The organism is Pseudalkalibacillus sp. R45, assembly GCF_052246725.1.
GTDB lineage: Bacteria > Bacillota > Bacilli > Bacillales > Fictibacillaceae > Pseudalkalibacillus.
The window spans coordinates 32098-58557 of record NZ_JBQQCL010000006.1 but is presented as its reverse complement, the minus strand read 5'-3'; the positions used below and the strand labels follow the sequence as shown (position 1 = coordinate 58557).

General features: G+C 40.7%; 29 protein-coding genes and 1 riboswitch. Of the genes, 3 read left to right on the top strand and 26 right to left on the bottom strand.

Features of this window, described 5'->3' with window-relative positions:
- Positions 1 to 338 precede the first annotated feature (338 nt).
- From ACTWQL_RS12250 to ACTWQL_RS12220, 7 genes are all read right to left on the bottom strand, one after another.
- The gene (locus ACTWQL_RS12250) at positions 339 to 680 is read right to left on the bottom strand and encodes a DoxX family protein (RefSeq protein WP_443142729.1); all 342 of its coding nucleotides are present in this window, start codon (positions 678 to 680) and stop codon (positions 339 to 341) included.
- Positions 681 to 734: 54 nt separating this feature from the next.
- Entirely contained in the window at positions 735 to 1418 is a 684-nt protein-coding gene (locus ACTWQL_RS12245; protein ID WP_443142728.1) for an ABC transporter permease, read from the bottom strand.
- A complete protein-coding gene (locus ACTWQL_RS12240) occupies positions 1405 to 2328 on the bottom strand; it encodes an ABC transporter ATP-binding protein (RefSeq protein WP_443142727.1) in 924 nt (307 codons plus the stop codon). Before ACTWQL_RS12240 ends, ACTWQL_RS12245 begins: the two co-directional genes overlap by 14 nt.
- A 129-nt stretch (positions 2329 to 2457) precedes the next feature.
- The gene (locus tag ACTWQL_RS12235) at positions 2458 to 3393 is read right to left on the bottom strand and encodes a sensor histidine kinase (protein ID WP_443142726.1); all 936 of its coding nucleotides are present in this window, start codon (positions 3391 to 3393) and stop codon (positions 2458 to 2460) included.
- 3 nt (positions 3394 to 3396) lie between these two features.
- Entirely contained in the window at positions 3397 to 4092 is a 696-nt protein-coding gene (locus ACTWQL_RS12230; RefSeq protein ID WP_443142725.1) for a response regulator transcription factor, read from the bottom strand.
- Between the two features lie 360 nt (positions 4093 to 4452).
- Entirely contained in the window at positions 4453 to 5319 is an 867-nt protein-coding gene (locus ACTWQL_RS12225) for a GNAT family N-acetyltransferase (RefSeq protein WP_443142724.1), read from the bottom strand.
- A 171-nt stretch (positions 5320 to 5490) separates the two neighbouring features.
- On the bottom strand, positions 5491 to 6933 hold the full coding sequence (locus ACTWQL_RS12220; RefSeq protein ID WP_443142723.1) for a DHA2 family efflux MFS transporter permease subunit: 1443 nt from the start codon (positions 6931 to 6933) through the stop codon (positions 5491 to 5493).
- Positions 6934 to 7080: 147 nt separating this feature from the next.
- Between ACTWQL_RS12220 and ACTWQL_RS12215 the strand changes: the two genes are divergently transcribed.
- Positions 7081 to 7410, top strand: coding sequence for a winged helix-turn-helix transcriptional regulator (locus ACTWQL_RS12215; RefSeq protein WP_443142722.1), 330 nt, complete (start codon positions 7081 to 7083; stop codon positions 7408 to 7410).
- Positions 7411 to 7575: 165 nt separating this feature from the next.
- Here the strand turns inward: ACTWQL_RS12215 and ACTWQL_RS12210 are convergent, their stop codons facing one another.
- The 6 genes from ACTWQL_RS12210 to ACTWQL_RS12185 all read right to left on the bottom strand — a co-directional run bounded on the left by ACTWQL_RS12210 (position 7576) and on the right by ACTWQL_RS12185 (position 11883).
- Positions 7576 to 8199, bottom strand: a complete 624-nt coding sequence (locus tag ACTWQL_RS12210; protein WP_443142721.1) for an FMN-binding negative transcriptional regulator — start codon at positions 8197 to 8199, stop codon at positions 7576 to 7578.
- Between the two features lie 21 nt (positions 8200 to 8220).
- Complete coding sequence (locus tag ACTWQL_RS12205; protein ID WP_443142720.1) at positions 8221 to 8739, bottom strand: GNAT family N-acetyltransferase; 519 nt, start codon at positions 8737 to 8739, stop codon at positions 8221 to 8223.
- A gap of 25 nt (positions 8740 to 8764) precedes the next feature.
- Positions 8765 to 9217, bottom strand: coding sequence for a MarR family winged helix-turn-helix transcriptional regulator (locus ACTWQL_RS12200; RefSeq protein ID WP_443142719.1), 453 nt, complete (start codon positions 9215 to 9217; stop codon positions 8765 to 8767).
- A 236-nt stretch (positions 9218 to 9453) separates the two neighbouring features.
- Positions 9454 to 10653 carry a phosphoglycerate dehydrogenase gene (locus ACTWQL_RS12195; protein WP_443142718.1) on the bottom strand — a complete coding sequence of 400 codons (1200 nt, stop codon included), beginning with the start codon at positions 10651 to 10653 and terminating at the stop codon, positions 9454 to 9456.
- A gap of 166 nt (positions 10654 to 10819) precedes the next feature.
- Positions 10820 to 10899: riboswitch (ZMP/ZTP riboswitch) on the bottom strand.
- A gap of 122 nt (positions 10900 to 11021) precedes the next feature.
- Entirely contained in the window at positions 11022 to 11474 is a 453-nt protein-coding gene (locus ACTWQL_RS12190; protein ID WP_443142887.1) for a helix-turn-helix domain-containing protein, read from the bottom strand.
- 232 nt (positions 11475 to 11706) lie between these two features.
- Positions 11707 to 11883 (bottom strand): hypothetical protein, encoded by a 177-nt coding sequence (locus ACTWQL_RS12185; RefSeq protein WP_443142717.1) that lies wholly within the window; start codon positions 11881 to 11883, stop codon positions 11707 to 11709.
- Positions 11884 to 12099: 216 nt separating this feature from the next.
- On the opposite strand from ACTWQL_RS12185, the gene ACTWQL_RS12180 reads away from it, so the two are divergent.
- On the top strand, positions 12100 to 12225 hold the full coding sequence (locus ACTWQL_RS12180) for a hypothetical protein (RefSeq protein WP_443142716.1): 126 nt from the start codon (positions 12100 to 12102) through the stop codon (positions 12223 to 12225).
- Positions 12218 to 12610, top strand: coding sequence for an aminotransferase class IV (locus tag ACTWQL_RS12175; protein WP_443142715.1), 393 nt, complete (start codon positions 12218 to 12220; stop codon positions 12608 to 12610). The genes ACTWQL_RS12180 and ACTWQL_RS12175 overlap by 8 nt, the downstream gene beginning before the upstream one ends.
- Before the next feature lie 205 nt (positions 12611 to 12815).
- Here the strand turns inward: ACTWQL_RS12175 and ACTWQL_RS12170 are convergent, their stop codons facing one another.
- The 13 genes from ACTWQL_RS12170 to ACTWQL_RS12110 all read right to left on the bottom strand — a co-directional run bounded on the left by ACTWQL_RS12170 (position 12816) and on the right by ACTWQL_RS12110 (position 26455).
- Entirely contained in the window at positions 12816 to 13814 is a 999-nt protein-coding gene (locus tag ACTWQL_RS12170) for an ROK family protein (RefSeq protein WP_443142714.1), read from the bottom strand.
- Complete coding sequence (locus ACTWQL_RS12165) at positions 13807 to 14655, bottom strand: sugar phosphate isomerase/epimerase family protein (protein ID WP_443142713.1); 849 nt, start codon at positions 14653 to 14655, stop codon at positions 13807 to 13809. The genes ACTWQL_RS12170 and ACTWQL_RS12165 overlap by 8 nt, the downstream gene beginning before the upstream one ends.
- 51 nt (positions 14656 to 14706) lie before the next feature.
- Positions 14707 to 15681: a Gfo/Idh/MocA family protein gene (locus tag ACTWQL_RS12160; RefSeq protein ID WP_443142712.1), complete on the bottom strand. Its 975-nt coding sequence runs from the start codon at positions 15679 to 15681 to the stop codon at positions 14707 to 14709.
- A 13-nt stretch (positions 15682 to 15694) separates the two neighbouring features.
- Positions 15695 to 16708 carry a Gfo/Idh/MocA family protein gene (locus ACTWQL_RS12155; protein ID WP_443142711.1) on the bottom strand — a complete coding sequence of 338 codons (1014 nt, stop codon included), beginning with the start codon at positions 16706 to 16708 and terminating at the stop codon, positions 15695 to 15697.
- A 15-nt stretch (positions 16709 to 16723) separates the two neighbouring features.
- Complete coding sequence (locus ACTWQL_RS12150) at positions 16724 to 17542, bottom strand: carbohydrate ABC transporter permease (RefSeq protein ID WP_443142710.1); 819 nt, start codon at positions 17540 to 17542, stop codon at positions 16724 to 16726.
- A gap of 33 nt (positions 17543 to 17575) precedes the next feature.
- Positions 17576 to 18508: a carbohydrate ABC transporter permease gene (locus tag ACTWQL_RS12145; RefSeq protein ID WP_443142709.1), complete on the bottom strand. Its 933-nt coding sequence runs from the start codon at positions 18506 to 18508 to the stop codon at positions 17576 to 17578.
- A gap of 140 nt (positions 18509 to 18648) precedes the next feature.
- Positions 18649 to 19914: an ABC transporter substrate-binding protein gene (locus ACTWQL_RS12140; RefSeq protein ID WP_443142708.1), complete on the bottom strand. Its 1266-nt coding sequence runs from the start codon at positions 19912 to 19914 to the stop codon at positions 18649 to 18651.
- Between the two features lie 88 nt (positions 19915 to 20002).
- Positions 20003 to 21211 carry an ROK family transcriptional regulator gene (locus ACTWQL_RS12135; protein WP_443142707.1) on the bottom strand — a complete coding sequence of 403 codons (1209 nt, stop codon included), beginning with the start codon at positions 21209 to 21211 and terminating at the stop codon, positions 20003 to 20005.
- Between the two features lie 171 nt (positions 21212 to 21382).
- Positions 21383 to 22618, bottom strand: coding sequence for a benzoate/H(+) symporter BenE family transporter (locus ACTWQL_RS12130; RefSeq protein WP_443142706.1), 1236 nt, complete (start codon positions 22616 to 22618; stop codon positions 21383 to 21385).
- 95 nt (positions 22619 to 22713) lie between these two features.
- Complete coding sequence (locus tag ACTWQL_RS12125) at positions 22714 to 23502, bottom strand: enoyl-CoA hydratase/isomerase family protein (protein WP_443142705.1); 789 nt, start codon at positions 23500 to 23502, stop codon at positions 22714 to 22716.
- A 27-nt stretch (positions 23503 to 23529) separates the two neighbouring features.
- A complete protein-coding gene (locus ACTWQL_RS12120) occupies positions 23530 to 25083 on the bottom strand; it encodes an AMP-binding protein (RefSeq protein WP_443142704.1) in 1554 nt (517 codons plus the stop codon).
- On the bottom strand, positions 25084 to 25581 hold the full coding sequence (locus ACTWQL_RS12115; protein WP_443142703.1) for a (2Fe-2S)-binding protein: 498 nt from the start codon (positions 25579 to 25581) through the stop codon (positions 25084 to 25086). It lies immediately after the preceding gene.
- Complete coding sequence (locus ACTWQL_RS12110) at positions 25574 to 26455, bottom strand: FAD binding domain-containing protein (RefSeq protein WP_443142702.1); 882 nt, start codon at positions 26453 to 26455, stop codon at positions 25574 to 25576. The genes ACTWQL_RS12115 and ACTWQL_RS12110 overlap by 8 nt, the downstream gene beginning before the upstream one ends.
- Positions 26456 to 26460 lie beyond the last annotated feature (5 nt).

Here is a 26460-nt window from a genome sequence, read left to right as displayed (position 1 = left end):
TTCATGAAAAACAAAAAACTCCCACCCCCAAGACTGTTCATCTTGAGGACGAGAGTTATAACTTCGTGGTACCACCTCAGTTAGTTGATAAGTTGCCCTATCAACCTCTTCGGGTACAGCAATTGTTCAAAAATTGAGTATACCCTATCTCTGTAACGGGAGATCACGTCGCAGCATCACTAAGGATAATCTCCTAGATCCGTGCGAAAGCTCCAAGACTTTTTTCATTAAGATCATCATTACTCCTTCCCACCAACAGGAGCTCTCTGGAAATAATTAATTAATGTCTTTAATAATGAATAAACAGTATATTTTGGGTGCATAAGTAGTTGCTAAAATTAAAAGTTAAGTGTGCTCAATGTGACGGAAATGACCAACAATACGAACGCTGGTATGGATTTACTAAACGGATCTTTTACTCTGATATGAGCGATCATTCCAATCAGCATGGTAATGCCAAACCATAATCCTGCAATGACCACAACCCACGTCACCCAAAAGCCAATAATCAATCCCACGACACCAACTAATTGTACCCAGCCTGTTACTACCCGGAACCACTGGGGAAGTTTTAGGTTCTTAAAGATGTTAACTTGTTGCGGATGACCCGATATTTTCTGCAGGCTGACACTTAAAAATAATGCAACTAGAATACTTTGTAGCACAAATGAGGTAATCAAGTTAATTCCTCCTTACAATTTGAATCCTAAAAATGACATATTAAGCTTCACAAATTATTTCTCCCCAATATTTTCCGCTGTAATAATGGAAAGGAAAATACTGAGACTTCCCAAAACTGACAGCACTGCTAAGACTAGATTAAAATTAAGGTTAATTATTGATGAGAGATATGGTGACTGCATCACGATAATTGCGCAAATCACTGTTGGAACTGTCGCTCGTTTCCAAATCCCTAAATAAAAAAGCGGGATAAAACTAATCAAAGTAATCATTAATGAATGAAAAATCATCTGACTAAAAAACGTGATGAGATCTGTACGAGTCAGATCGCCGGTAATAATAGGTTGCACCTGGTCAATCGTATAAGTGACAATACCTGTTAAGAAATAAGACATCATCGTAAGTAGAAACACAAACGTCGAGATAAATAGTATTTTTCCCGCAAAGAGTTTTTGCCGGCTTATCGGATACCTAAAGGATAAAGAGATGGTTCCGTTTTTATATTCATCAATAAAAACCTGGTTGATTAAAGAAGCTCCAAATAAGATAAACCCCATTTGAATCGACATGTTCAAATCAATTACTTCAGCATAACTTTGGCCAAACTCAGGACTGACGACTTCTATGAAAAGCACAGGCAAAAACATTATTATGAGTGGGTAGATAAACACTTCACCGATCACCGATTTTTGCTTTAGCTTTTTCCACTCTAATTGCATTAATTTAATTATCGACATCACCCCCGTTAATTTGTTGATAAAAATAGTCTTCCAATGAGTTTGAATGTTTCTGTATTTCTTCAATTCCGATATTATGAAGAATAAGCGTTTTCGAAATGTCGCTTTGGGTATGACTCATATCATAAATGCGAATTCTACGATCTTGAATCATTTTCAAATTTGAAATGTGGAGCTCGTTTTCCAACAAATAAACGGCTCGCTTCACATCCGTCACCACAAGCTCGATATAATCGGACCTTTCTTTTCGAATATCAGCCAGAGTGACCTCATTTAATAATTTCCCATGATGAATGATACCAACTCTGTCAACAATTTGTTCCAATTCTCCTAATATGTGGCTAGAAAGAAGGATCGTCATCCCATATTCCTTATTCAGCATCCGAATTAGATTACGCATATCTTTAATTCCGATTGGGTCGAGTCCATTTGTCGGCTCGTCTAATACAATCAGTTCAGGCTTAGTGATGATTGCTCTTGCAATACCGAGCCGTTGCTTCATGCCAAGCGAAAAATCCTTCACGATTTCGTCTTCAATTCCATTTAAATTCACCAATTGTAACGCTTGTTTCATGTCATGTTCATCATAGAACCCTAAATACTCACAATGTAACTTCAAGTTCTCCATTGCGGTTAAATGTTCAAAAAAGACCGGGTATTCGATAATGCTTCCAACTCTGACTAGTACAGATTTCGCCTTTTCCGTAAGCCTCTTGCCAAATAACAAAATTTCTCCCGTTGTTGGCATGGTTAAACCAGTGAGCATTTTCATAATTGTTGTTTTACCAGCACCGTTCTGGCCAAGAAAACCGTAAATCTCACCCTTTTTGATGTGAATATTTATATCGGTAACAAGTTCTCTTCCTTTGATTGTTTTTGTTAAGTTGTTGGTTTGAACGACATATCCCACGATTCGACCTCCTTTGTATCTATCATAATCATTAAAATTAACTTTTTTCTTTCTCGTTCCTTACAAATTTCTTAATTGTGTTGTAACAAAAAAGAGGCTGTTCCTGAAGAACACCTCATGCGAAAAGTGCTAAAACGTAAGTCTTTTGAATAAACAGGTGAACACTGTTTTTTCATACGGGGTGCTCCGTAATCGAATAGCCCCATTCATCGCCTCAGTTAATCGTTTGGTAATGCTTAAGCCAAGACCGCTTCCTTGGAACTGAGGATTTCTTGCATCATCCAACGTATACAGTCTTTCGAACACGTGATCAAGGTGGGCTTCAGCAATGCCTTTGCCGCGGTCCCAAATATCAACGGCGATATTTTCGCCTTCCTTCCGAATGGTTAACCCGAATACACCTCCGTCACTACCATAACGAATCGCATTGGAAATCAAGTTGCTTAAAATCCGATTTAGCGCATTCTCATTACCAAGAATGTAATAATTCTGTTCTGGAATTTCCACCTCTACATGAAGACCTTTAGATTGCAATAAATGATAATATTCCAATACATTCTTTCGACAAATTTCGTTTATCGATAGCCGGCTGATTGACAATTCAACATCACCTGACTCCAGTTTTACAAGGTCAAAAAATTGGTTCATTAGATCGATGACACTTAAGGTTTTTTCATGAAGGCTCTCCAATACTTCGCTTTGCTCTTCTACTGACATTTTCTCATGATGATTTAATTTCTCGACATACCCAAGTATAACGGTTAAAGGTGTTTTCAAATCGTGAGACATATTTGAGAGCATTTTTCTTAAACTTTCTTTTGTTCTTGAGTAATCAGCAGCGACCTTCTGGTTATAACTTAACAGACGATTGATTTGGATAAGCATTTGCTGAATAGGCTGATGATTCGTTTGTAGCAACACTTTTTCAGCCGTTTCTTCTTCTATAATATCAGCTAATTTGTCGCGCATTTGATGGAGTTCACTATTCGTTTTCCGTATTGATAAATGTTGCCTTGCGACGACGAACAGCAAAATAATGATGATGGCTATAAGTAAAAAGTCCATACGCTACTCCCCTAATTTGTAACCGATTCCCCAAACCGTTCGTATATAATACGGATTTGACGGCTCCTCCTCTATCTTTTCGCGAAGCCTTCGAATATGTACATTGATCACATTTTCATTGCCAAAATAATCATCTTCCCATATCAACTGATAAATTTGTTCTTTCGTAAAGACTCGGCTTTGATTCGTCATGAAAAGCTTTAGAATATGAAACTCTTTCGATGTGAGCTGTATATTTTTCGAGTTTATTTGTGCAGAAAAAGTATCCATTTCTAGTGTCAGTGCTTTGAATCGAATGATATTTGGAGAGGAATGTTCCGTTGCAGCAAGATACTGCGTAGCCCTTCGAATTGCAGCATGAACCCTTGCTGTCAATTCGATGACGGAAAAGGGTTTGCTAATATAATCATCCGCCCCAAGACCAAGACCTAACGTTTTATCAACGTCACTTTCTTTTGCTGAGATAATAAGTACCGGAACGAAGCTTGTTTCTCTAATTCTCTTCAAAAACTCCATGCCATTTAACTTCGGAAGCATTAAATCAAGCAATACAAGGTCAATTGATTTATTTTCAAAGAGTTGGATCGCCTCTTCTCCGTCAAAAGCAGTAAACACTGTGAAGTTTTCCTGTTCTAAATAATTTGAAACAAGTTCATTTATTTCTAAGTCATCTTCAACAAGCAATATCTTCTTTTGCATAATAAAACATCCAATCTTTAGTGATTATAATTTTATTATAAGCTATTGACGTAAAAAGATGGGTCAAATATATTCAGTTGAATCATCTTTCAACAATACAGACTTTTTCAGGATTAGCGATAATCCAAAGGCGTTTTTCCTCCCAAAAAAACCATACTAGGGATTCCCTTGGCCCCTCAGATGAAGCAGTTGATAGATGAGCAATTAATGGTTTCTTTAAGAATCATACGAGCCTCCATCTTTTTTTGACACGATTGATGACCTAGTTTCCTGTTTCAAAGACCCGCTATCCAGATTGAAACTCATAAGAAAATCTGTAGTTTTTGATGGTATATCCTTTTGCATTATAACTATCCGGTTCTATTTTAATCGATGAAATGATTTTGTTTGAGCAATTTGTTGAAAACCAATAGACTTGTAAAGCTCACTTGCATCTGAGGAAGTACAAACAACAACTGCCGTTTTTGCCCCCTTATCACACAACGCATTTAGAGCAAGCTTACAGACTGAACTGGCTAACCCCATTCTCCTAAATCGCGGGTCTGTTCCAACAGGTTCCAGTAACCCCACCTTGTTAACTTCATCAAACCAAATTAAACAAGATGCTACGAACTCACCATTTGGGGATTCTATTACCCAATCAAGAGAAGAATCGTAAGGATAGGTATTCATAACGTTCACGTAACTTTCCTCTGTGACTTTGGTTTTATGAAAAGCAGCCTTATGTACTGCCACGCGATTTGTTAAATCCTCTGAACCCTTGATATGGCGACCTTTAAACTTATCCGGCAATTGAACAGGGAATGGACAACCGTCCAATGAAATTTTGTTGAGAACTTCAGGTTTTTGTTCTGATGGCTTGAATAATGAGTCTTCTAAGGCTGAAATCAGATGGGTCTCCTTTTCTAAGACAGTCACTTTTTGCTCAATGGTTTTAGTTATTTTATCAAACCAGTCAATGACATCCTTGGCCACCTCAGGAAATTTCGGATGAACTTGACATATTAACTCCCCAGGTATTTGAATCCATCCCCAAGCAACGGGTTCTCCATCCATTTCCAAAATTGCAGTATCCCAATCATCCTCCCTTCCAACATGTCGATAGCGTTGCCAGGCAAGATCACCGATATGGAAATTAGGCTCCAGTTTCCATATAGCTTGTGTGAGTTTCTGCATCCGTTTTAAATCATTTGAATCCTTGTAAGTTCGAAGTATAGGTTTACTCATTTATCCGACCTCCTCCAGAATTGTTTCTTCCTATCTTAGTATTTATTTTAAAATATACATAAGCATTTATATATATAAATAATGACTAGAAAACAAAGTTACCATAAAAAAGCACTGTGTTATTTTTAATAAAAAACCAGTGCTAGTTGCTACTTTACCGTATTTGATTTATTAAGATCCACTCACCTCTCTACGCGATTCCGATAATGGTTGTGGTATGCGAATAAACATCGAAAGTATTGTTGCAGTAATCGCTAACGACATTATGAACATAAATGTATTCCCAAAAGCCAAAGACCATGCTTCCAGTTTGGGGGTGCCGGTATTCAAATGCTTTGATAGATTTGTCATTAGAAGGGTTGCTGAACCTGCCACTGCGAATGATGACATGACCTGCTGCATTGCACCTGTTAATGCTGAAATACGACCTGATAACTTTTTAGGAGCACTTTGAAATAAATGAGTATTGATTGGCATCATCGTTAGCCCTACCCCAGTTCCAAGCAGAATCAAAGCAATTATGATCTTCCCAATACCGTCTTCCGGTGTGGTAAAAGTGAATATCCAGGCGGATATGGCTACTGAGACCATACCTAAAATTGCGAGAGGCCGAGCCCCGAATTTGTCAAATAAACGACTGGCAATCGTAATGACAAGTGCTGAAGTTATTGCTTCTGTTGCCATGGTGAGCCCCGTTTCGAACGCGGTAAACCCTTTTGCATTTTGTAAAAACTGAGGAATAAGAAACGAACTACCATAAAGAGCGAGAAAAGCGACCCACTGGACCAGGATCCCCTGTGTAAAATTGGACGAACGGAACACTCGCAAATCAAGCAATGGATGTTTACGTCTTAATTGAACGAAGACAAACAGAATCAGAGCGACTCCCCCAACCAAAAGGCCCGTAATGGTAGAAGTAGATCCCCTATTGTTCACCCCTTGATTGATGCCAAAACACAGCCCTGCAAAAGCGATTGGAGAAAGAACCATCCCCAACCTATCAAGGGGAGTCGCGTTATGCTCCATCGTTTTTGGTAACTTATAAATTCCGATCCACACAGCAAGGATCCCTATTGGAATATTGATAAGAAACACCCAATGCCAAGTGATGAAGTCGATCATCCAGCCAGACACCACTGGTCCTAAAGCAGGAGCCAGTAACATAGGGGCTGTAACGATGCCCATAACAGCACCCTGTTTATCCGGAGGAGCGATCCGATAAGTGAAAGCGAATGCGACAGGCAATACCATTCCGCCCCCTATCCCCTGAACAGTACGAAACCAAATCAATTGCTCGATAGTAACTGATAATGCACATAATAGAGAACCTATTGTAAACAGGGCAATACTGATGAGGAAAATCTGCTTGGTTCCAAAGCGATCAGTCATCCAACCTGCAATGGGAACCACAGCAGCTTGGGCAAGCGTATAAGCAGTTATGGTCCACTGGACCGTGGTGTATGAACTTGTAAAATCTGAAACCAAGCTTGGAACCATTACATTCAAAGCTGTGGCATCCAGAACAACCATAAACATCCCAAGTACAATTACTATTAATGGTCCTAGAATAGACTGAATCGTTGATTGTTGATCTATAGATGTGGAATTGGACATCTTATTTTTCTCTCCTTTTTTTATTTGTATAAGGCGGGTTCATTGTTATTGTAATCTGGTAAGTGTATCATTTAAAGGAGGCAATTATTTTATATATTGTTTCATAAATTAAACTTACTTTATTTTTTAAAGCGGGAGGGAATCTTTATGAAAACATCTCCAGATGAAAAGAAATGTTGGTTTGCGGTTGGCGATGTATTACAAATTTTAGGTGGGAAATGGGCTTTTTTGGTCCTTGCAGAATTGTATAAAGACTCTCAAAGATTTAATGAATTACGGAGGAGTCTGGATAATATTAATACAAAATCGTTAACCGATACCCTGCGCCATCTGGAACAGAATGGTATGATTCAACGCAAAGTGTTTCCGACCGTTCCTGTTACAGTGGAATACTCTTTAACTACAAAAGGGAAAGATTTTCAAAGCGTATTGATCGAAATGCGCAATTGGAGACAAAGATGGGAAAAGGATAAATGAAAAAATCAAGCCAGCTTGTTCTAATGAATAGAATAGCTGGCTTGATTTTATCTTCCGAACTTTTACAATAACAGAAATACGTATTATGGTACCGCACTCTTCCATAACCTTGCCCAATAGTTAGATATTAAGCAAAAAGAGGCGGAATCCTTTTATAGCATAAGTCTACTGCCGTCTAGTCTCTCTAGTTTTCATCACTTCTGCTAATTGTTGAGAATTTGAATCTTTTTCCTCCTTTAATTTATCAATGATGTTGTAATAGTCCTCCTCATTTCGATTTTGACTTAATTTATAAGCAGCTTGAACTTCTTGAACTTTAACTTTAAATCCAACAATACCTTTGATTTGTTTTCTAGTTTCTGGAGAAAGGTTTTCCCATAAAGCTGCATTTTTCCGATTTCGTTCATATTTTCGCAATAGTAGTATAAGATCTTCTTGCAATTCTTGTTCACTCATTATATTAGCTGTTCCATATACATGGACTGATTGATAATTCCATGTTGGTACATTTTCAGATTTGTACCAGGATGACGAGATGTAAGCATGTGGACCTTGATACATAACAAGGACGTTATCATTATCTTCCTCGAACGTTTTCCATTGAGGGTTTGCATAAGCCATATGTCCAGTAATATAATAATCTTCTCCTTGTTTATGTAACTCCAAAGGCATATGTGTAGCAATCGGTTTTCCTTGTTTTGTCGTAACAATCGTACCAAAAGAATTATTCTGAATAAATTCTCTGATTTCATCAAAGTTTGTGACTTTAAAATGCTTAGGGATATACATGATCATCCACCTTTCAAAAGGTTATTTGAGAATTTTGGTCATGATAAAGTCGGTTTGTTCGTCATCCCCCATATAAAAAGAGTGGGATCCAATTTGAACAAACCCCATTTTCTTGTAAAAGGCAATCGCATTTTCATTTTTCTCCCATACGCCTAGCCAGATGCTCTTTTTGTAACGTTCCCTCGCAATTTCCATAGCTTTATTCAGCAGATATTTGCCAAGCCCATGTTTTTGAAATTTGTTTATGATATAAATCCTCTCGATTTCAAGTGAGTCATCATCCATTTCTTCAGATTGAGCATCATTGGTATTGACCTTTAAATATCCAGCGATTTCACGATTAAGATAAACAAAATAGAATTCCGAAGAAATGTTGGATAATTCTATTTCTACCTGATTTAAGTTAAATGCCTTTTCCAAATAAGCATTCATAATTTCTGGTGAATTCTCATGCTTAAATGTCTCTTTAAATGTTTCATAACTAATTTCTTGAAGTTTGCGTGAATCTTCAACGGTACACTTCTTTAGATGTATAGTCATTTGAATATGTCGCTCCTCTATATGATCAATAACTTCTCTTGTTTCCCTTTTTTACAAACTCCCAGTCTTTTTCTATGTTTTTCCTAACTCTTTGAAGAAGATTGAACATGGCTTCTGCTTCACTTTCAGAAAATCCCTCTAATGCCACATTATTCGCATACTCATTTTCTCTTTTTATAAATGGGTAAACATTGTTCCCTTTCTCTGTTGGAAAGAGTTTTTTGATTTTCTTGTTTTGATGATCTTCTTTCTTTTCAATAAAACCATTCATTTCAAGTTTTTTAATAGCACGAGCTGCTGTGGTCCGGTCTACTTTGATCATCTCAGCTAACTTTTCTTGAATGATTCCTGGGTTTTCACATATTCTCACAAGGTACAGATACTGCCCTTTTGTAAGGTCATATTCTTTAAATTCTATATTGCTTATGGAATCTAATGCCCTTGCTATCATTCCGATTTCACGAAGAATTTCGATCATAATCAACTCCTAAGCTCATATTTTTGTTGCAAATGCAATAAAAATGGTCTATATTGAATTTAACTTAAATTTGTTGCATTTGCAACAAAAAACAGAACTAAGTTTACCAGATAACTGCCCAATTTTTCAGTAAGAAAGCGATCACCTTATGCAGCAATCTCTCATCGAAGAACCCGAACATAGAGAAAGAAAAACACCACTTCAGCATAGTGGTGTTTTTCTTGTTTTATTTACTTTTAAATGACACGTACGGTTACGATGCCCTCAATCTGTTTGATCTCTTCTTCCAAACCGATGATGTCATCTCCATTCACTTGATTGTCGATGTCGATCATCGTATACGCATAATCCCCTCGGCTTCTGTTCACCATGTCGGCAATGTTCAAGTTATAGTTTGAGAGAGCGGTCGTCATCTGGCCAACCATGTTCGGAACGTTTTTGTGGAATCCGGCGATCCGCGGTTTTCCCGTATACGGAAGAGAAGCGTTCGGGAAGTTGACCGAATTCTTGATGTTTCCTGTCTCTAAATAATTCTTCATTTGACGGGCAGCCATGACGGCACAGTTTTCCTCCGATTCTTTCGTAGAAGCGCCAAGATGAGGGATGGAAATGACATTTTCCACATTGATCAATCGTTCATTTGGAAAGTCTGTAATGTATTTTCCTATTTTTCCATCTTCAAGTGCCACTGCCATGTCCTCATCATCCACAAGTTCACCCCTGGAAAAGTTCAGGATATGGGCGCCATTCTTCATGATGCCAAAGGTCTCTTTATTGAACATCCCTTTCGTATCAGGCGTTAACGGGACGTGCACCGTGATATAATCCGATTCAGCAAACAGCTGTTCAATGGTCATCGCCCGTTGGACTTTCCGGGACAAGCTCAGAGCAGTATCGACAGAAAGGAATGGATCGAACCCGAGCACGTCCATGTCCAAATCGAGCGCATCATTCGCAACATGCGCACCGACTGCTCCCAGACCAATCACACCGAGTGTCTTTCCCTTTATTTCATTACCGACGAATTGTTTTTTCCCCGCTTCCACAAGTTCAGGGATTCGTTCCCCTTCACCTTCCAGTGATTTCACCCAGTTTATACCGGTAAAAAGATTGCGGGATGAAGCCATCAATGAAGTTAGCACAAGCTCTTTGACCGCATTCGCATTCGCTCCTGGAGTATTGAAAACAACGATGCCTCGTTCCGTACACGTATCAACAGGGATGTTGTTGACTCCTGCTCCCGCACGAGCAATGGCCTTCAGGTTATTGCCGAATTCCAAGGAATGCATATCATAACTGCGCACAACAATGCCGTCAGGATCTTCACTTTCGCTGTTTATCGTATAATCCTCTTTATTGAATACATTCAGTCCGCTTGCTGCAATCCCATTTAGCGTCATGATCGTTTTGACTTTCTCTAATGTCAGTAAGCTCATTGGATCGTCTCCTTTTTTATAGTTAAAAGATTATTGACCTTTCATCTCTACATCATAAGAACCGGATTGTATGCCTTTAAGGGAACCTGATTGCTCGTTTTATGACGGTGGTTTCTTGATGAACATCCCTCCTATAAACATAAAGAGGCAAGGGATCAATATCCCTTACCTCTGCCCAGGCGAACGGCTAAACGTCACTATGTGCTCCCTCACGGTAATCCGTGTTCGCCAGTTACACATAGCCTATCGATTAATAGCTATAGTATCAATTTTCCGACAATACTTCAACCCGGGAAATGAATAAAGTATACCCTCCGTCCATATCGACTTTCACCGCTGATATTTCGTCGGCTAAATCCGCGCGTAGTTCACTCTTCTTTATATTTATCTTTTACAATTCCGGAGCCGATTCCCCCAACGAGCATCAAAATCAAGGAGCCGAAATTCCAAATGAATGAGCCTCCATACAAAGGGACGTCTAAAGGGGTGAATTTGTTCAACATGAGCAACCCTAATTTTATCGCCAAAAATACAGCCCCTAATAAAAAAACAACGTCAAACATGTACTTCAATGTCGGGTACGCCAATTGTCTGCTATCCTCAATGACCTTCTCTTTCAAATCCTCATCACTCCTCAATAATTCATCAATGGTGACGCTGAAGAGATCACTTACCTTGATAATGATTTCGATACTTGGATAGTTCTGACCATTTTCCCACTTCGAAACAGATTGCCGACTCACAAAAAGCTTTTCCGCTAATTCTTCCTGAGACCATCCATTCTTTTTTCTCTCTTGTTTCAACTTTTCACCAAAAGCCATTTCTCCAACTCGCTTTCCCTGTAATCTATCATCCATTATGTTGAAATGGGCTGCGATATGTAAAGATAATAATCGTTGCGGTAGCCCTGCAACCTTTAGTTGCGTCCCTCTAAACCTTGGTATCATCATTCTTAAGAACCATGAAAAGTCAGTCATAAAATAATAAAGAACCCTCCCCCTCATCAGGACAGAGTTCCGTAAGATTGAAAAAGTATGGATATAAAATAACGTATTATTCCTTATATTCACGTGGATCCCGCTTCTTTTCCACATTCCGTTCATAGGGTGGAATCCGCTCATCAGAATCCCATTGCAAAAACTCACCGCCTTGCTTGCATATCGGACATTTTCCATTCAATTCGTAAGGCGGACACATTACATGGTATGGACACCATCGAAACAAATTCATAGAGTATCACCTCCAAAAAAGCGTAATACTCTATCCTATTAAACTATCAGATGATGCGCTTGTACTGATAGAGGGGTGCTGAAAGAAAATGAGCCCAAAAACCATACAGAAGTTTTATTCCATATCACTGGAAGGCAACAGATAACAGGAAGGAGTTATGTTTAGGTAATCTCAGTAATATAATTAATATCATGCTATTTGAGAAGGAGGGAGGGTATGAGGTATGTTTTTGACCAGGGAAAAATTCTGGATGAATCGGAAGCTTCGGTCAGTGTAAGAAATAAGGGTTTGAATTATGGAATGGGATGCATCGAGGGGATCAGAGCTTTTTGGAATGGATGAAGCTATTTTATTAACGGAAAAAGGAAATGTAAGTGAGGGACCAGGCGAAAACATTTTCATTGTAAAAGGGAATAAATTGATCACTCCTCCTATTTCCGATAATATACTTCCAGGTATTACCCGCGATACTGTCATGCACATCGCTAAAAACGAATTGCATTTGTCTGTATCTGAACAAAGTCTGGTAAGAGCAGAACTCTACTCAGCTGACGAAGTATTTTTTACAGGCACAGCCATAGGGATCAAACCGATAGTAAATATTGATCATAGGATTATAGGAACTGGTAAGGAAGGGACTGTCACTCAAAATATCCGCTTTCATTATGGGCAAATCGTTAGAGGAAACAACCCAAGATATTCAGGCTATTGTACACCCGTTTATTAAAATAACAACAGTTCCGACAACAAAGACCTTTTAGACTTCTCTTGCTTTTGGGACATCTTTTATTAAATACTTTTATCTCTCCTAAATTTCAGGTGACTATCAATCTGGAATTTAGTTCAATCAAATTAATTTTTAGAGACGATAAGATTAGTCCATTTAAAACGAAAAAAAGCCTAGTCAATAAGACTTTAGGCTTTTTTACAGCTTAGCCATGATCAACGGTGTTATTCGTTAAACTTGGTTGGTCCATGAAGAACAGCCCGGCACCGCCTAAAACACCTCCGTCTTGGTCCAATGAGGAAATGGATAGTTGCACACGCTTGGTTAAAGCTGATATTCCTCTTTCATTGATCGTTTCTTGTATTGCAGGAAGTATGAATCGTTGAGCTTTCATGACGCCACCACCAAGGATGATTACCTCAGGGTTGAACAGGTTGATCAGATTGGTTATTCCGATCCCAAGATAGAAGCCTGCCTCCTTAAAGGCATTCAATGCAAGCTCATCTCCTTGATCAGCTGCTTCTTCTACTATTTTAGAAGTTACCACCCTCTCATTTTCATAACCGAAAAACGTTTTACGATGCGGCTCAGCCTTAAGTTGATTTTGTACCCTATCAGCAATGGCTGTCCCTGAAGCATAACGTTCAACACATCCTTTGTTTCCGCATACACACAATGGCCCATCAGCGTTGATCGTGATGTGTCCGAATTCCCCAGCGCTATCATCGCACCCCGTAATCAAGCGGCCGTTGCTGATGATACCTGCACCAATTCCAGTGCTTACAGTTATATAAATCATATTTTGATAGGCTTTTCCTCCTCCCCAAACCCACTCTGCGATAGCGGCTGCATTTGCATCATTCGTCAGCTTGATAGGGAGAGCAAAACGATCACCAAGCAACCTGCCAATCTGAACATTCTGCCAATCAAGATTATTGGCAAAAACGATTACATTTTCTTTCGAGTCGATAACCCCAGCCGTAGCCACACCTATTCCAGCTACTTCGTCTATTGGTATTTCACTCTTAGCCATAAGTTCATCTATCATCATATAGACTCTTTCTAAAACCTCATCAGCAATGGTTTCCGGATTTGTATCAATTGAAATTTTCTCAAGTATTTCACCGGTGTTCCTGATGATCGCTCCAGTAATATTCGTTCCACCGATATCCAGTCCAATCGCGTACGGCCGGTTATTATTCATGCACATCCCCCTGTTGTCTTTGGAAATGGAAGATCTCATCCATCGTATCTGCAAGGTTTTTTATGAATTGCTGATGAAAATGTTGATGTGGCGTAATTTCAGGACTGATGAATCCGTCATATCCTATATCATCAAGTGCATCGGTTATACTTTTCCATTTGATATCCCCAGCCAAAAGAGGGACAAAGCCGTTTATATTTCCAACGCTTTCTTTAAAGTCTTTAATATGAACCGCTTTTATTCGGTCAGAAAGAATCCTGATCCATTGGTCTGCATAGCCGTATGGATACACATTGCCTACATCGAAATAAATACCTATGGACGGACTTTCAAATTCATCTACAAACTGTCGTATCTCCAGAGGACTTAATAAAAATTTATTCCAGACATTCTCAATTCCGATTGTTATATTCGCCCTTTCGGCAAGAGGAATCAATCTATGCAATGATTCTTGGGACCTTTTGTAAGATGTTTCATACGATACTTGCTCATTGACGATCCCTGGTACGATTAAGATAGTCTCCGCTTTAAAGATTTCCGCTATGCGAATCATCTCTTCCGCAATGGATGACCCTTTCTCACGCACATGATCATCATCATGGGTGAGTGGGTATTTCCAAAATAAATCTGTAGATAAGCTTGGAAGTGAAAGACCTGCGTCCGTAGCCTTCTGCTTGATGTCCATCAAGTGTTTGTCCTTCATATGCAGATACACTGGTGCAGAGGGGTTTTCAGAGAGATTCAACTCCACCCCTTCGAATCTATGGTCTCTTGCTGACTTGAAGAGGTCATTTATTGAATAAGATTCTGGGAAACACCAAGCATTTATGCCTTTATTCATTTACACCCTCTCCAATCCATTTCGAAATGTAAAATCATCGCAAGCTCTAAATCAACCAATACTTACGGGCTCTTTGAGAGATGCGGATTCATAAGCGGCGATCGCTACTTCCACCGCTCGCATCCCATCCTCCCCAGTGATAGAAGGCTCTTGCTTGTTGATTACGGTTGTGACAAAATCCTGGATCAACCCAAAGTCCATGTCATCTCCCCAATAATCCCAGGTTAATCCTTTTTCATCACTGTAAACATTCACTTTTTGGGATAGTGCATCGATCGAAAGTGTACCTTCTCTGCCGACGATCTCAAGAGTGACGTCACCCCAAGTCGGATATTCTTTGTTACGGCTCCAGCTGCAATCCAATGTGGCAAATACGCCATTTGTGAATTCAAGTGTAAGGATGCCGCAATCGTCAATTTGTTCATCAGAGATCAGCTGGTCCACTTCAGCATAAACTTCATTTACGTCTGCATTCATCAACCAGCGCATAATATCAACAACATGAACAGTGTGGTCCATTACAGCACCACCGCCAGATTTTTCAGGGTCAATAAACCAGCCCCCAGGATTGGTTCCCCTATTCGTTCCTCTCATAGCAAGGATCCTTCCCAGTTCCCCCGCTTCTACAAGCTGCTTCGCCCTGATGATCGAAGTATTGAAGCGGACAGGAAACGCGGTTTGTAGGATTACTCCGTTTTCCTTACACACGGAAATCATTTTTTTGGCATCTTCAATATTGATTGCCAAAGGTTTTTCACATAGAATGTGTTTTCCAGCTTTAGCAGCAGCGATCACATGATCCACATGATGCACATTTTCCGAAGTTACAATCACTGCATCGATTTCCGTATTTAACAATGAATCGACATCTCGATAGTATTTGGTATGGAAGGTGTCAGCCATTTTTGCACCACGGGTTGCATCGTCGTCTGCAATCCCTGTCAATTCCACTCCATCTATCTTTTGAATGGAGCTGGCATAACTGTATGCGTGCATGTGCGCGAAACTTATGATTCCAATTTTCATGAAAAACGCCTCCTTAAACTTGCGGGTGGATCTTTTCTGAATTCATCGTAACCGGCTTTCCTGATTGGATCGATTCCAAAGCAGCGACAGCAATTTCGACCGCTTTATACGCATCTTCTGCAGTCACTTTCGGTTCCACTTTCCGTTCGATGCATGACAAGAAGTGCTCAAGCTCTAAATAATATGGATTCTTTATCAATGGACTTTCCGGAACCGCTACTCCTCCGATTCCATTTGCAGCCTTCTTGCTCTTCATAAGAAGAGGCGTTTCCTTTGAACTGTCGTAGTCAATAATTCCCGTCTTTCCAGCGATCTCGTACTTCGTCGTAAATCCTTCATGAGCCCAAGAGCCTTCCACATGAGCGATGACCCCTGATTTAAAACGGAGGGTAACCAGGGCGTAATCAACCTGCAGGAAATTCCTTCCCAGCAAGCTTTTCGCATAAACTCGTTCGACTTCTCCGAACATCCATCGTAAATAATCAAAGTCATGGATGATCATATCGAGAACCAAGCCGCCGCTGTGATTGAAATCGGCATACCAGTCGTTCCAGCCCTTTGGAAAAATCCCCCCACGGAACGTTCGAGCAACCGCAGGCTTGCCTATGGCTCCTTCGTCTATCCGCTGTTTCGCCAGTTCATACTCCGGGAAGAAACGGACGACATGCCCGACAAACAGTTTTACGTTCTTTTCTTTACAAAAATCGATGATCTCTCTCGCATCCTCAAGGTTACGGGCGATCGGCTTTTCACAGATGATATCAATGCCGATCTCTGCAAACCGCAATACATTTTCCTTATGCAAAAAGGTCGGCAAGCATATATCGACTACAGTCAAATGATCAAGTGAGACTAGTGCATCATCGACCGATGAAAAGACTGGTGCACCAAGCGGTGAAGCTATCTGGCCAGCTTTTTCCGGGTCATGGTCCACGATACCGACTACTTGGACGTTATCCATCTCAGCATAGGCCGCTACATGCACACTTCCCATTGTTCCTGCTCCTAGAATTAGTACATGATGCATTGAAACCTCTCCCTTCTATTCTTTCACTGCTCCAGACATGAAGCCTTTAATAAAATATTTTTGCACAAAACTGAACATTACCGCGATCGGCACTGTCGAAATAATGCTTGCAGCCATCATTTCATGCCAATAGATTACGTTTTGACCAACAAAGTCTGTCAATGCTAAACTGATCGGCCGCATTTCTGATTTGGAAATGAAAATCAACGGGATCAATAAGTCATTCCACGACATGATGAAGGCATAGATGGACGCCATTGAAATCCCTGGTGCCGACAATGGCACAATGATCTTGATGATACCTTTTACACGTGAACAGCCATCCACTGAAGCAGCTTGCTCCAACTCAACAGGTACATTTTTCAGATAACCATGCAACAGCCATACGGCCATCGGCAACGTGAACGCACAGTTCGTAACGATGAGTGCGGTATAGGTGTTTAATAGATTATAAGCCTGCATGAGCTGGTAAAGCCCGACAATTAAAACGATAGGGGAAAACATCTGGGTCACAAGGACAATGAACAATAATGCATTTTGACCGAAGAATGTGAACCGAGTAAGTGCATAGGCTGCCGGAAATGCCAGTACAATCGTAATGACAGCCGTAAAGGTTGATATGAATAAACTATTGAAAAATGGTAAGCTGAATTGATAGTCTCCAAACCAAACATTGAAATAGTTCACCCACTGCGGGTTAGCTGGAATCCAATCCGGTGGCCATGAAAAAATATTTTCAAAGGTTTGAAGGGATGTCGAGAACATGACGACGACCGGAAACAACAGAAGTGCGAATATGAACAGGAGCGTCGCATGTATGAGCAGGTGGTTCAAGGTTCTTGTCTTCCTTTTTCACCTCCAGTTGTATTAAGTTTCCTGCTTCATTAATAATCGTTTATACGCAATCGTAAACATAAGCAAAATGAGGAAAATGACGACAGCGATCGTTGCACCCATCCCCAGATCGAAGGAGCCGAAAGAACGCTTATATGCATCAACAATCAATGTCTCTGTCGCGTTGACTGGTCCCCCTCTTGTCAATGGCCAGATGACACCAAAGGAATTGAAAGTCCAAATTGCTGATAATGTCGTAGCAACCAGTGTGATCGGCTTCATCAACGGGAAAATGATGTAGCGCAATTTATGGAAAGAAGACGCCCCATCTATCTCAGCGGATTCAATCAGTTCGACGGGAATTGCTTGCAGCCCTGCAAGGAACACCATCGCCATGAACGGAATGCCCAACCACATATCTGTTGCAGCTGTTGCAAAAAAGGCGGACATTTTGCCTCCCAGCCATATGACATGTTCGTTGATTATATTGGCTTCCAAGAGAATCCAGTTCAGCATTCCGAACTGTCCGTCATACACCCATCTCCATGTGACGGCTGCAACGACCATCGGAGTCACCCAAGGAATCAACAACAATAGAATATAAAACTTTTTAAAGGCAATATCCTTCGCCAGCAACCAGGCAATCAAAAATCCGACCAACGTCTTGCCAATAACCGATACTGATGTCCAAAGCCCCGTCCTCAATGCCGTTTCCCAGAATTCAGCGGATGTGAATAAGGTCAGATAATTATCCAATCCAACGAACGAAATACCGAGATCAGGCCTCGTCAATATATTTTGTGTGAACGAAAGGTAGATGACACGACCAATCGGGTAACCTACCATTACAGCCATGAATACAAGCATCGGAAGCAAATAGAGTACAGGAGAATGCTCTGGAGAAAAGCGCCAGCGTCCCTTATCCGATGGGAGGGGCTTGATCGGTTTTACCTGTTCTGTTTTCAATTTGAAGACCTCCTATCAGGTAGAAAAGGGGACAACTCATAGGCGCCCACTTCCCCACTCAGCATTCAATAGACAATCTGTCGTGTAAATGGAAATGCTAGTGGAGATGCTTGACATTTATGAGCCAACCCCTTGAAGAACTATTTTGTTGGTGCTAATTTCTCTTTCTCGATTTTCTCGACTGCTTCATCCAATGCTTTTTGCGGGTCTTCACCATTCAACGCTTTCTGGACCGCTTCAGAGACGATATCCTGGAATGGTTCCCAAGCTGCAGGTACCGGCTGTTCTTTACCCATCGTAGCCATTTCTACAAATGGAGAAAAATATGGATCCTCTTTAAAGAACGGATCTTCAGCTTCCTCCTTTTGAATCGGTACCAAACCTTGTTCTTTGTCACGTTTCTTCTGCTCTTCTGGAGATGTCATATACTCGATCAGTTTCCAGGCTGCTTCCGGATGCTCTGTCTTCGAAGACACCATCAAGGAGTCGGAAACCAGAGTGTTGGACATTTCTTTTCCTTTTGGCAGCACTGCTGTTTTATATGGCGTATCCGGATTGTCCGGCTCCAATCCCATGATGGCCTTTGCCCAAGGTCCGCAAACGAACATGGCGATCTTACCTTCTTTAAACAAAACCGGAAGCTGTTCACGGTTATATTCAATCGGATTCGGCACCACTTTATGCTCTGTGTACAGATCTGCATAGTATTCAAGTGCCTCGACTGCTTCTTTGGAATTCAGCACGGGGTTTCCATCTTCGTCAAAAATGTCCCCGCCATTCTGGAACACATAGTTGAAAAATTGTGTTGTCGTAGAAACGTGTTTTGCACCTGCGACCGCAAAACCATACATGCCCTCATTCTCATCCTGCACTTTCTTTGCAACCTCCACCAGTTCATCCCAGGTTTCCGGAGGTTCTTCTATCAAATCGGACCGGTAGATGATAGCACGTGCAGAGAAAGATCTTGGAATTGCATAAATATTATCCTGGTAGGTCACTGCCTTTTGAAGTGGATCATGATAGAGAGAAAGTCTTTCTTCTGCATACTCTTCCAGTGACATTATTCCGTCCATCGCAGCGAAAGCACCTACCCAGCGAGTCCCACCATGGATCACATCAGGGGCAGTCCCACTGCTGAACCCCGTCACAAGCTTCTGATACGCTTCTCCCCAGCCAACCGATTGGATATCAACCTTTATGCCTGGATTTTCTTCCTCAAACTGTTTGATCATTTCTTCAACAGGTTCCTTGGCATTCGGCTGTTCAAGTCCTGGTTGGAAAAATGAAATCGTGACAGGATTGTCTGGTGTCCCTTCCTTCTCATTGGATGAGATGTTATCAGCTGGCGTACAAGCAGCCAACATGGTCAACATCAAGATCATCAATAGCGAAACCATTCGTTTCATTGGATTTTCCTCCTTTGGATTTTTAAATGATCGAACTGGATTTGTTCAATGTGGATGTTTACATAACAAACTTTTTCCACTGCAAAAATTAAGTGGTCAATGAAAATTGAAATACTTCATTCAATAGGATCGCTGCAGCTCCTACTAGCTCAAAATTTCCACCGAGTGATGATGGTTTGACCTTCAAACCATCCGTCAAAATCGACATCCCGTTTTTCTTTATTTGGGTTTCCACCCTATTCAAATAAGAGTGATCATGATAAAACACATCCCCTCCAATGATGATGACATCCGGGTTGAACAAGTTGATCAGATTGATTATCCCCGTGGAAAGATAATCAGCTATTTCACACATGATATCTTTTGCCAGCCCATCTCCTTCTCGAAGAGCTGCTATGAAAGTATCAATCGTAACTTGATTCATATCTCCCTGTGTCATTTCAGAAATCGCGGTTTGTTTGCCTCTCGCGATGGCGGATAAAATTGTTGAATAAATGGCCGGCCAATTCACATAGTTTTCTAGACAACCCCTGTTTCCACAGTCACAACTGATGCCGTTCCGATCGATGCTGATATGCCCGAACTCGCCCGCACCTCCATGGAACCCTCTGAAAATGGAACCGTTTACATAAATCCCTGCACCAAGCCCTTCACCTACTGTAATATAGATGAGGTTCTTGTGATCCTTGTAATCACCGAAGTTTTTTTCAGCGAGTACGAGTGCATTCGAATCGTTGTCAACAATCGTTTTCAGATGGAACTTCTCCTGGATGATGTCTTTCAATGGCACGTCTTTCAGGTCCAGTTTCGGGTTATAGCGGATCACACCGTTCTCCGGATCGACAATACCAGGTGTAATGATGGATATTCCGATGCATGGAATAAGATCAAGATAGTACGATAAAAACGTTTCTAAGCTTGTTGAAATGTGATCGACAAGCTTGCTTCCTGTCAAGGTTCCGACCGGATAGATTTCTTTCCGCGAGACCTGGGCATCCAAATTCATCTCGGCGATCGTTATGTTGGCATTTGTGATGGACACTGCTATTATAAAGTGCCGATCAGGAACGAACCTGACTAATATCGGTTTCCGGCCTCCTTTTGATTCACCGGTTCCTCCCTCTTGGACAAGGCCAGCCCTGATCAATTCGGAAACAGCTGAAGTGACCGTGGTCGGGCTTATTTTATTCAATTTGGCAATGTCACTCCTTGATATCGGACCCTTTTGCCGAATCGTATCCAGAATGATGAAGCGGTTCAATTCCTGGATCAACTTCAAGTCGCCTGTTCTTTTCATATGAATTCTCCTTGAATAACTTACTTTTTCCAATGACTTTATTAACTCCTTATAAATGCTATTCTCTATGAAAGCACTTTATCCTTTTTATTTTTAGAATTTTTTAAATTTTATAAATACAAAAATAAAAACCCGCCGATTGGCGAGTTTTTTACTCTGTGAAACAAATGATCAGGCTGTCTCAAACTGTGCTTTTGGTGTTTCTTTAGAGTTATTCTTTAGAGTATCGAAGTCTCTTCTTTCTATAAAATAGGATACGATCACTCCTCCTACGATTGCCCAGAAAGGCGAACTTATAGCAAAGAAACTTACACCTGACATCCCGATGACAAGAGCAAAGAAGGAACCAATTTGAAATCTTGGTTTTGAGAATGCAGATTGTAGGGAGCTTAGTAGCACGCCTATCATGGCAAGACCAGCAACTGTACCGATCAAGACACCTGGCATGGCGGTTACAAATGGTACTGCTACTCCTGCCAACAACCCAAAAGCACCAAATAACACTCCATTTACTACAACAGAAGCATAACGGGCATTCTTATCTTTTCCGGATTCTTCGGACGCACAAATAGCTGTCATTGGACCTGCAACATTTGCATTATGGCCGCCAAATAAAGAGGTTACAATTCCACCGATCCCACTATATATCGTCATTGCGTTAATCGGCGGCTTGTAATCTTGAGCTATTAATACACCAGTTGCTTGAGCATTTTCTGCTCCAATAACCAGTAAAGCTAGTGGAATTGATATGGAAATAATCGCGTCAAGACTAAATGTAGGAATGACCAATTGAGGAATAATAAAATTTGGTTCCATCGCACCCATATGAAACTGGTTCGTAAAAACTGCAAGAATTATTGCAACTAGAAATGCAGATAATATAGGTGGAACTTTTTTCACGAAACTTGAGGAAAGTAAATAAACAAGGATAGCTGAACCAGCTATTATTGGAGCCTTTTCTAATGAAGTAATCATTCCTGTTCCAAATTTAATCATTGCTCCTACGATCATCGCCATAACGATCGGGACAGGAATCCAATGCATCACTTTGCTGATTAAACCGCTGATTCCTAAAATAAATACGATGATCCCCGCTACCAGATAAGCACCTGCTGCTTCATTCAATGAAAAATGAGATAACGCTCCCGCAACAAGGACAGCTCCAGGAATTGAGTATGCTCCTGCAATTGGTTGTTTATATCTAAGAGATAAGATCAACCCTAATAAACCACCGAAAAAATAAATTGCAAAGAGCCAAGAAATGGTTTCAGTTTGCGTTAAGCCTCCATTCTGAGCACCGCCGATTACGATTAATGCAGGACCTGTACATCCAAATATTGCAGCCAGAGTACCTGCGCTAATGGTGTTGACGTTTAAATGTTGAAGAAGACCTTTTCGATCACTCATTGTTATCCTCCTCATAAAATATACAGAATATTCTGTTATTTTAGTTCAGATAAATTCTATGTTTCCTGCGGAGTAGACCCCCGCAGGAAATCAACTTACTTACCAGTAAAGTTTGGTTTTCTTTTTTGAACAAAAGCTTCTACGCCCTCTTTAAAATCATCAGTCGACCTAAGCATTCCATATGCACGTCCTTCAATTTCCAAGCCTGTACGAAGCGGCCCCTCTTCCGCAGCATTGAGGACCTCTTTACATACACGCTGTGCTAATGGTGAGAATCTCGTTAACTCTTTTGCTAGATTTTGAACTTCTTCTTCTAAACGTTCTTTTTCTACGACTTTTGTTAAAAGTCCCCATTGATACCCTTCCTCAGCTGGAATTCTTCTTGCTCTCATAATCATATCTTTTGCTCTTGTCAAACCTACAGCTCTCGCTACCCGTTGCGTTCCCCCACTTCCAGGGATCATACCGAGGTTCATTTCTGGTAAGGCAAGTAATGTATCATCAGCCGCTATACGAAAATCACATGCCATTGCGATTTCAAATCCGACTCCGAATGTAAATCCTTGCAGTTGGGCAATAACAGGTTTATGGGATCTCTCAGGAGCTGCAACATTATCCGCAAGATGGGATAAAACCTCCGGATGAGTTTCCATGAATTGAGGAATACTCCCTCCTGCACTGAATGCTTTATCTCCTTCCCCTTTAATAATAATGACACGGACTTCATCATCCTTGTTTAACTCATCAAAAATTTCGGAAAATTGAGAGCGAGCTTGCATGCTGATATAATTCATCTTCTCTGGTCGATCAAATACGATTGTAGCTGTTTGATCCTCAATATTCTTTTCTACTCGTATGTGGTCATATTTCAAAGTCGTTGTCATCGTAATATCTCCTTTCAAGTATGGGCTTTAAACAACCGTTTCATCTTTAAATAATTCAAAATTTCCTTCACGCAATTGTCTTCGAAGTATTTTTCCTACAGGGCTTTTAGGTAATTCTTTTATGAAGACATATTTTCTTGGACGTTTGAAATTGGATAGTTTAGGATGATTTTTACAGAACTCGTCTAGTTCTTGAATAGTAATGTAAGAATCGGTCGGAACAACATAAGCTGTTACAACTTGTCCCCATCGATCATCATCTTCACCTACTATCGCTACTTCAGACACTTTCGTGCATTTCGACAACACATCTTCCACTTCTAAGGGATGTATATTTTCTCCACCGGAGATGACCATGTCATCCACCCTGCCCACGACATGCAAATCCCCGTCCTCATCAATAACGCCGAGGTCTCCAGTGAAGTACCACCCATCTCGTATCGCTTTAACATTGGCATCTGGTCTATTCCAATAGCCTTTAAATGCTTCATCAGAATCTAAATCAGCGATAATTTCACCTACCTCCCCGGTTCTTACAATGTCCGAAGGATTGGTTTCATTCGTAGGATCCACTTTAATCACACGAATGTTTTGATGGAATCCAGGTTTACCGGCACAATTGGGCTTCAACGCTGCATTAGGATTAATTGTGAATGTATACACTTCTGTGCTTCCATAATGATTCACGAAAACATCTGGTTTAAAATGTTTCACACATCGTTCTGTTAACGCAGTGGTCATCGATGCCCCCGCGTAACCAAGTTTGTTCAATGTAGAAAGATCATAATCAGTGAAGTTCGGATGATTTAACATATCATGATACAAGGTAGGTACAAGGTATAAGCAGGATAATTGTTCACTGCTGATCCATTCCAGGGCTTCTTTTGCATCGAAATCAGGAAGAAGAACATATTTTCCATTTAAAAATGCAATCGAAAGCAGCGATCTCATTCCCATCGTATGATATAAAGGCATGGTTCCTAGCGTGCTCTCGCCTTCTTTATATTGATTCTGGATAATGTGAGCAATCGCTGATGAATACTCATTTTTATGACTGCGCGGAACGCCTTTCGGACGTCCAGTCGTCCCTGATGTATAAAGCATGATGGCAATATTTTCGTCCTGTATATTCGGTTCTTCAAAATTTCCTGGACTTCTTTCAATTAATTCCGAATAGAAAATATCAGCTCCATCAACTTCCCCAACCCCGATATACACGGGCCTCTCATCATATTTTGCTTTTAAAACAGAGTCCTGGCTCACCTCCTCATAAATGACAGCTTTAGCTTCGGCATCATTTACGCAATATTCCACTTCTTTAGCAGAAAGTCGAAAGTTGATGGGTGTATAGATGGCCCCCAACTTTTGTAACGCCCAATACGTCAGGACATTTTCCAGCCGATTCTTTAAGCAAACAATGATACGATCCTGTTGTTTAATACCAATTTTTTGGAGGGATGAAGCAATCAGGGATACTTGTCTCTCTAATTGGGAATACGTTAGACGTTCCTTACCCTGTACAACTGCCGTTTTGTTTGGGTGCCTCTTAACAGCGAACTCAAGCAATCTCCCAAGATTCATTTATCTAATCAACTCCTTTGCAGTGCCGGTCTTGTTTTCTTCAATTGTCTTTTCTACAGCTTTCACAATACCGTCATAACCCGTACATCGGCATAGGTGGCCCGATAGCATTTCTTTTATTTCCCTGGTGGAAGGATCAGAATTTTTTTCTAGAAAGTCAGTTGTTGCCATCAGGATGCCTGCCGTACAAAAACCACACTGTAGACCATGGCATTCAGAAAAATTTTTCTGTAGAGATGACATCTCACCATCTTTTGACAGCCCTTCTACCGTTTGGATTTCACAACCATTTGCTTGAACAACAAAAAGCAGACAACTCCTGACTGCAGCCCCGTCAAACACAATTGTACAGGCACCACATACTCCATGTTCACAACCAATATGTGTACCGGTTAAACCGCATACCTCTCGAATAAAATCACTTAAAAGCATTCTCGGTTCAACCCATTCCTGATACAGCTTACCGTTAATCGTTACTTCGATTTCCTGTCTAGCCATATTGTTCACCCTTTGCTCTCTCATAAGCTTGTTGTAAAGATCTTGAGGTCAACACCTTTGCAAGATGGCGACGATATTCCTCTGAGGCATGAAGATCGGATTCAGGTTCAACACTTTCTTCAACAACCTTTGTCAACTTATCAATGAGAGAACTTGATAGTCTTTCTCCATGTAATAAGTCCTGAGCATCTTCAATTAAGAATGGAATGGCTTCCACACCACCAAGAGCTAACCTTACCTTTTCAATTCGATCCTGATCATCTAACGTCAGCTGACATGAAGCAGCCACAAGAGCAAAATCACCATGTCTTCTAGCAATTTCTAAAAATGAATAGCCTTTACGACCGTGCCAAATCGGCAAATGAATCTCTGTCAAAATTTCGCTTGGCATCAAATCAGTGGTGAGATAGGTAATAAAGAAATCTTCGGCATTTACAGACCTTACCTCACCGTTAGCCGAAATTTTCAGCGATCCACCGAGGGTCATGAGGACGAGGGGAAGCTCTGCACTAGGATCAGCATGAACAATACTTCCACCTACAGTCCCACGGTTTCTTGTCTGAACGTGACCAATTAATCGGACAGCTTCACTTACAAGCGGACAATTTTGTCTGATGATATCTGAGGTTTCAAGCTCACTTTGTCTTGTCATCGCTCCAATCTTGATAACATCTACATCCTTCACAATATAATCAAGATCGTTTATACCATTTATATCAATCAAGCATTCCGGTGTCGCCAAACGCATATTCATTATGGGAACCAGACTCTGACCACCAGCTATGATTTTGCCGTCGAAACCAACTTCCTCAAGTAATGAAAGTGCTTCAGATAGAGTTTCTGGCCGGTAGTAGTCGAATTTAGCCGGTTTCATTTGAT

Coding starts and splice junctions, on each gene's coding strand:
- ACTWQL_RS12245 (WP_443142728.1), bottom strand. CDS start 1,418: ATGTCGATAATTAAATTAATGCAATTAGAGTGGAAAAAGCTAAAGCAA.
- ACTWQL_RS12235 (WP_443142726.1), bottom strand. CDS start 3,393: ATGGACTTTTTACTTATAGCCATCATCATTATTTTGCTGTTCGTCGTC.
- ACTWQL_RS12230 (WP_443142725.1), bottom strand. CDS start 4,092: ATGCAAAAGAAGATATTGCTTGTTGAAGATGACTTAGAAATAAATGAA.
- ACTWQL_RS12225 (WP_443142724.1), bottom strand. CDS start 5,319: ATGAGTAAACCTATACTTCGAACTTACAAGGATTCAAATGATTTAAAA.
- ACTWQL_RS12220 (WP_443142723.1), bottom strand. CDS start 6,933: ATGTCCAATTCCACATCTATAGATCAACAATCAACGATTCAGTCTATT.
- ACTWQL_RS12215 (WP_443142722.1), top strand. CDS start 7,081: ATGAAAACATCTCCAGATGAAAAGAAATGTTGGTTTGCGGTTGGCGAT.
- ACTWQL_RS12210 (WP_443142721.1), bottom strand. CDS start 8,199: ATGTATATCCCTAAGCATTTTAAAGTCACAAACTTTGATGAAATCAGA.
- ACTWQL_RS12205 (WP_443142720.1), bottom strand. CDS start 8,739: ATGACTATACATCTAAAGAAGTGTACCGTTGAAGATTCACGCAAACTT.
- ACTWQL_RS12200 (WP_443142719.1), bottom strand. CDS start 9,217: ATGATCGAAATTCTTCGTGAAATCGGAATGATAGCAAGGGCATTAGAT.
- ACTWQL_RS12195 (WP_443142718.1), bottom strand. CDS start 10,653: ATGAGCTTACTGACATTAGAGAAAGTCAAAACGATCATGACGCTAAAT.
- ACTWQL_RS12190 (WP_443142887.1), bottom strand. CDS start 11,474: ATGGCTTTTGGTGAAAAGTTGAAACAAGAGAGAAAAAAGAATGGATGG.
- ACTWQL_RS12185 (WP_443142717.1), bottom strand. CDS start 11,883: ATGAATTTGTTTCGATGGTGTCCATACCATGTAATGTGTCCGCCTTAC.
- ACTWQL_RS12180 (WP_443142716.1), top strand. CDS start 12,100: ATGAGGTATGTTTTTGACCAGGGAAAAATTCTGGATGAATCGGAAGCT.
- ACTWQL_RS12175 (WP_443142715.1), top strand. CDS start 12,218: ATGGATGAAGCTATTTTATTAACGGAAAAAGGAAATGTAAGTGAGGGA.
- ACTWQL_RS12170 (WP_443142714.1), bottom strand. CDS start 13,814: ATGAATAATAACCGGCCGTACGCGATTGGACTGGATATCGGTGGAACG.
- ACTWQL_RS12165 (WP_443142713.1), bottom strand. CDS start 14,655: ATGAATAAAGGCATAAATGCTTGGTGTTTCCCAGAATCTTATTCAATA.
- ACTWQL_RS12160 (WP_443142712.1), bottom strand. CDS start 15,681: ATGAAAATTGGAATCATAAGTTTCGCGCACATGCACGCATACAGTTAT.
- ACTWQL_RS12155 (WP_443142711.1), bottom strand. CDS start 16,708: ATGCATCATGTACTAATTCTAGGAGCAGGAACAATGGGAAGTGTGCAT.
- ACTWQL_RS12140 (WP_443142708.1), bottom strand. CDS start 19,914: ATGAAACGAATGGTTTCGCTATTGATGATCTTGATGTTGACCATGTTG.
- ACTWQL_RS12135 (WP_443142707.1), bottom strand. CDS start 21,211: ATGAAAAGAACAGGCGACTTGAAGTTGATCCAGGAATTGAACCGCTTC.
- ACTWQL_RS12130 (WP_443142706.1), bottom strand. CDS start 22,618: ATGAGTGATCGAAAAGGTCTTCTTCAACATTTAAACGTCAACACCATT.
- ACTWQL_RS12125 (WP_443142705.1), bottom strand. CDS start 23,502: ATGACAACGACTTTGAAATATGACCACATACGAGTAGAAAAGAATATT.
- ACTWQL_RS12120 (WP_443142704.1), bottom strand. CDS start 25,083: ATGAATCTTGGGAGATTGCTTGAGTTCGCTGTTAAGAGGCACCCAAAC.
- ACTWQL_RS12115 (WP_443142703.1), bottom strand. CDS start 25,581: ATGGCTAGACAGGAAATCGAAGTAACGATTAACGGTAAGCTGTATCAG.
- ACTWQL_RS12110 (WP_443142702.1), bottom strand. CDS start 26,455: ATGAAACCGGCTAAATTCGACTACTACCGGCCAGAAACTCTATCTGAA.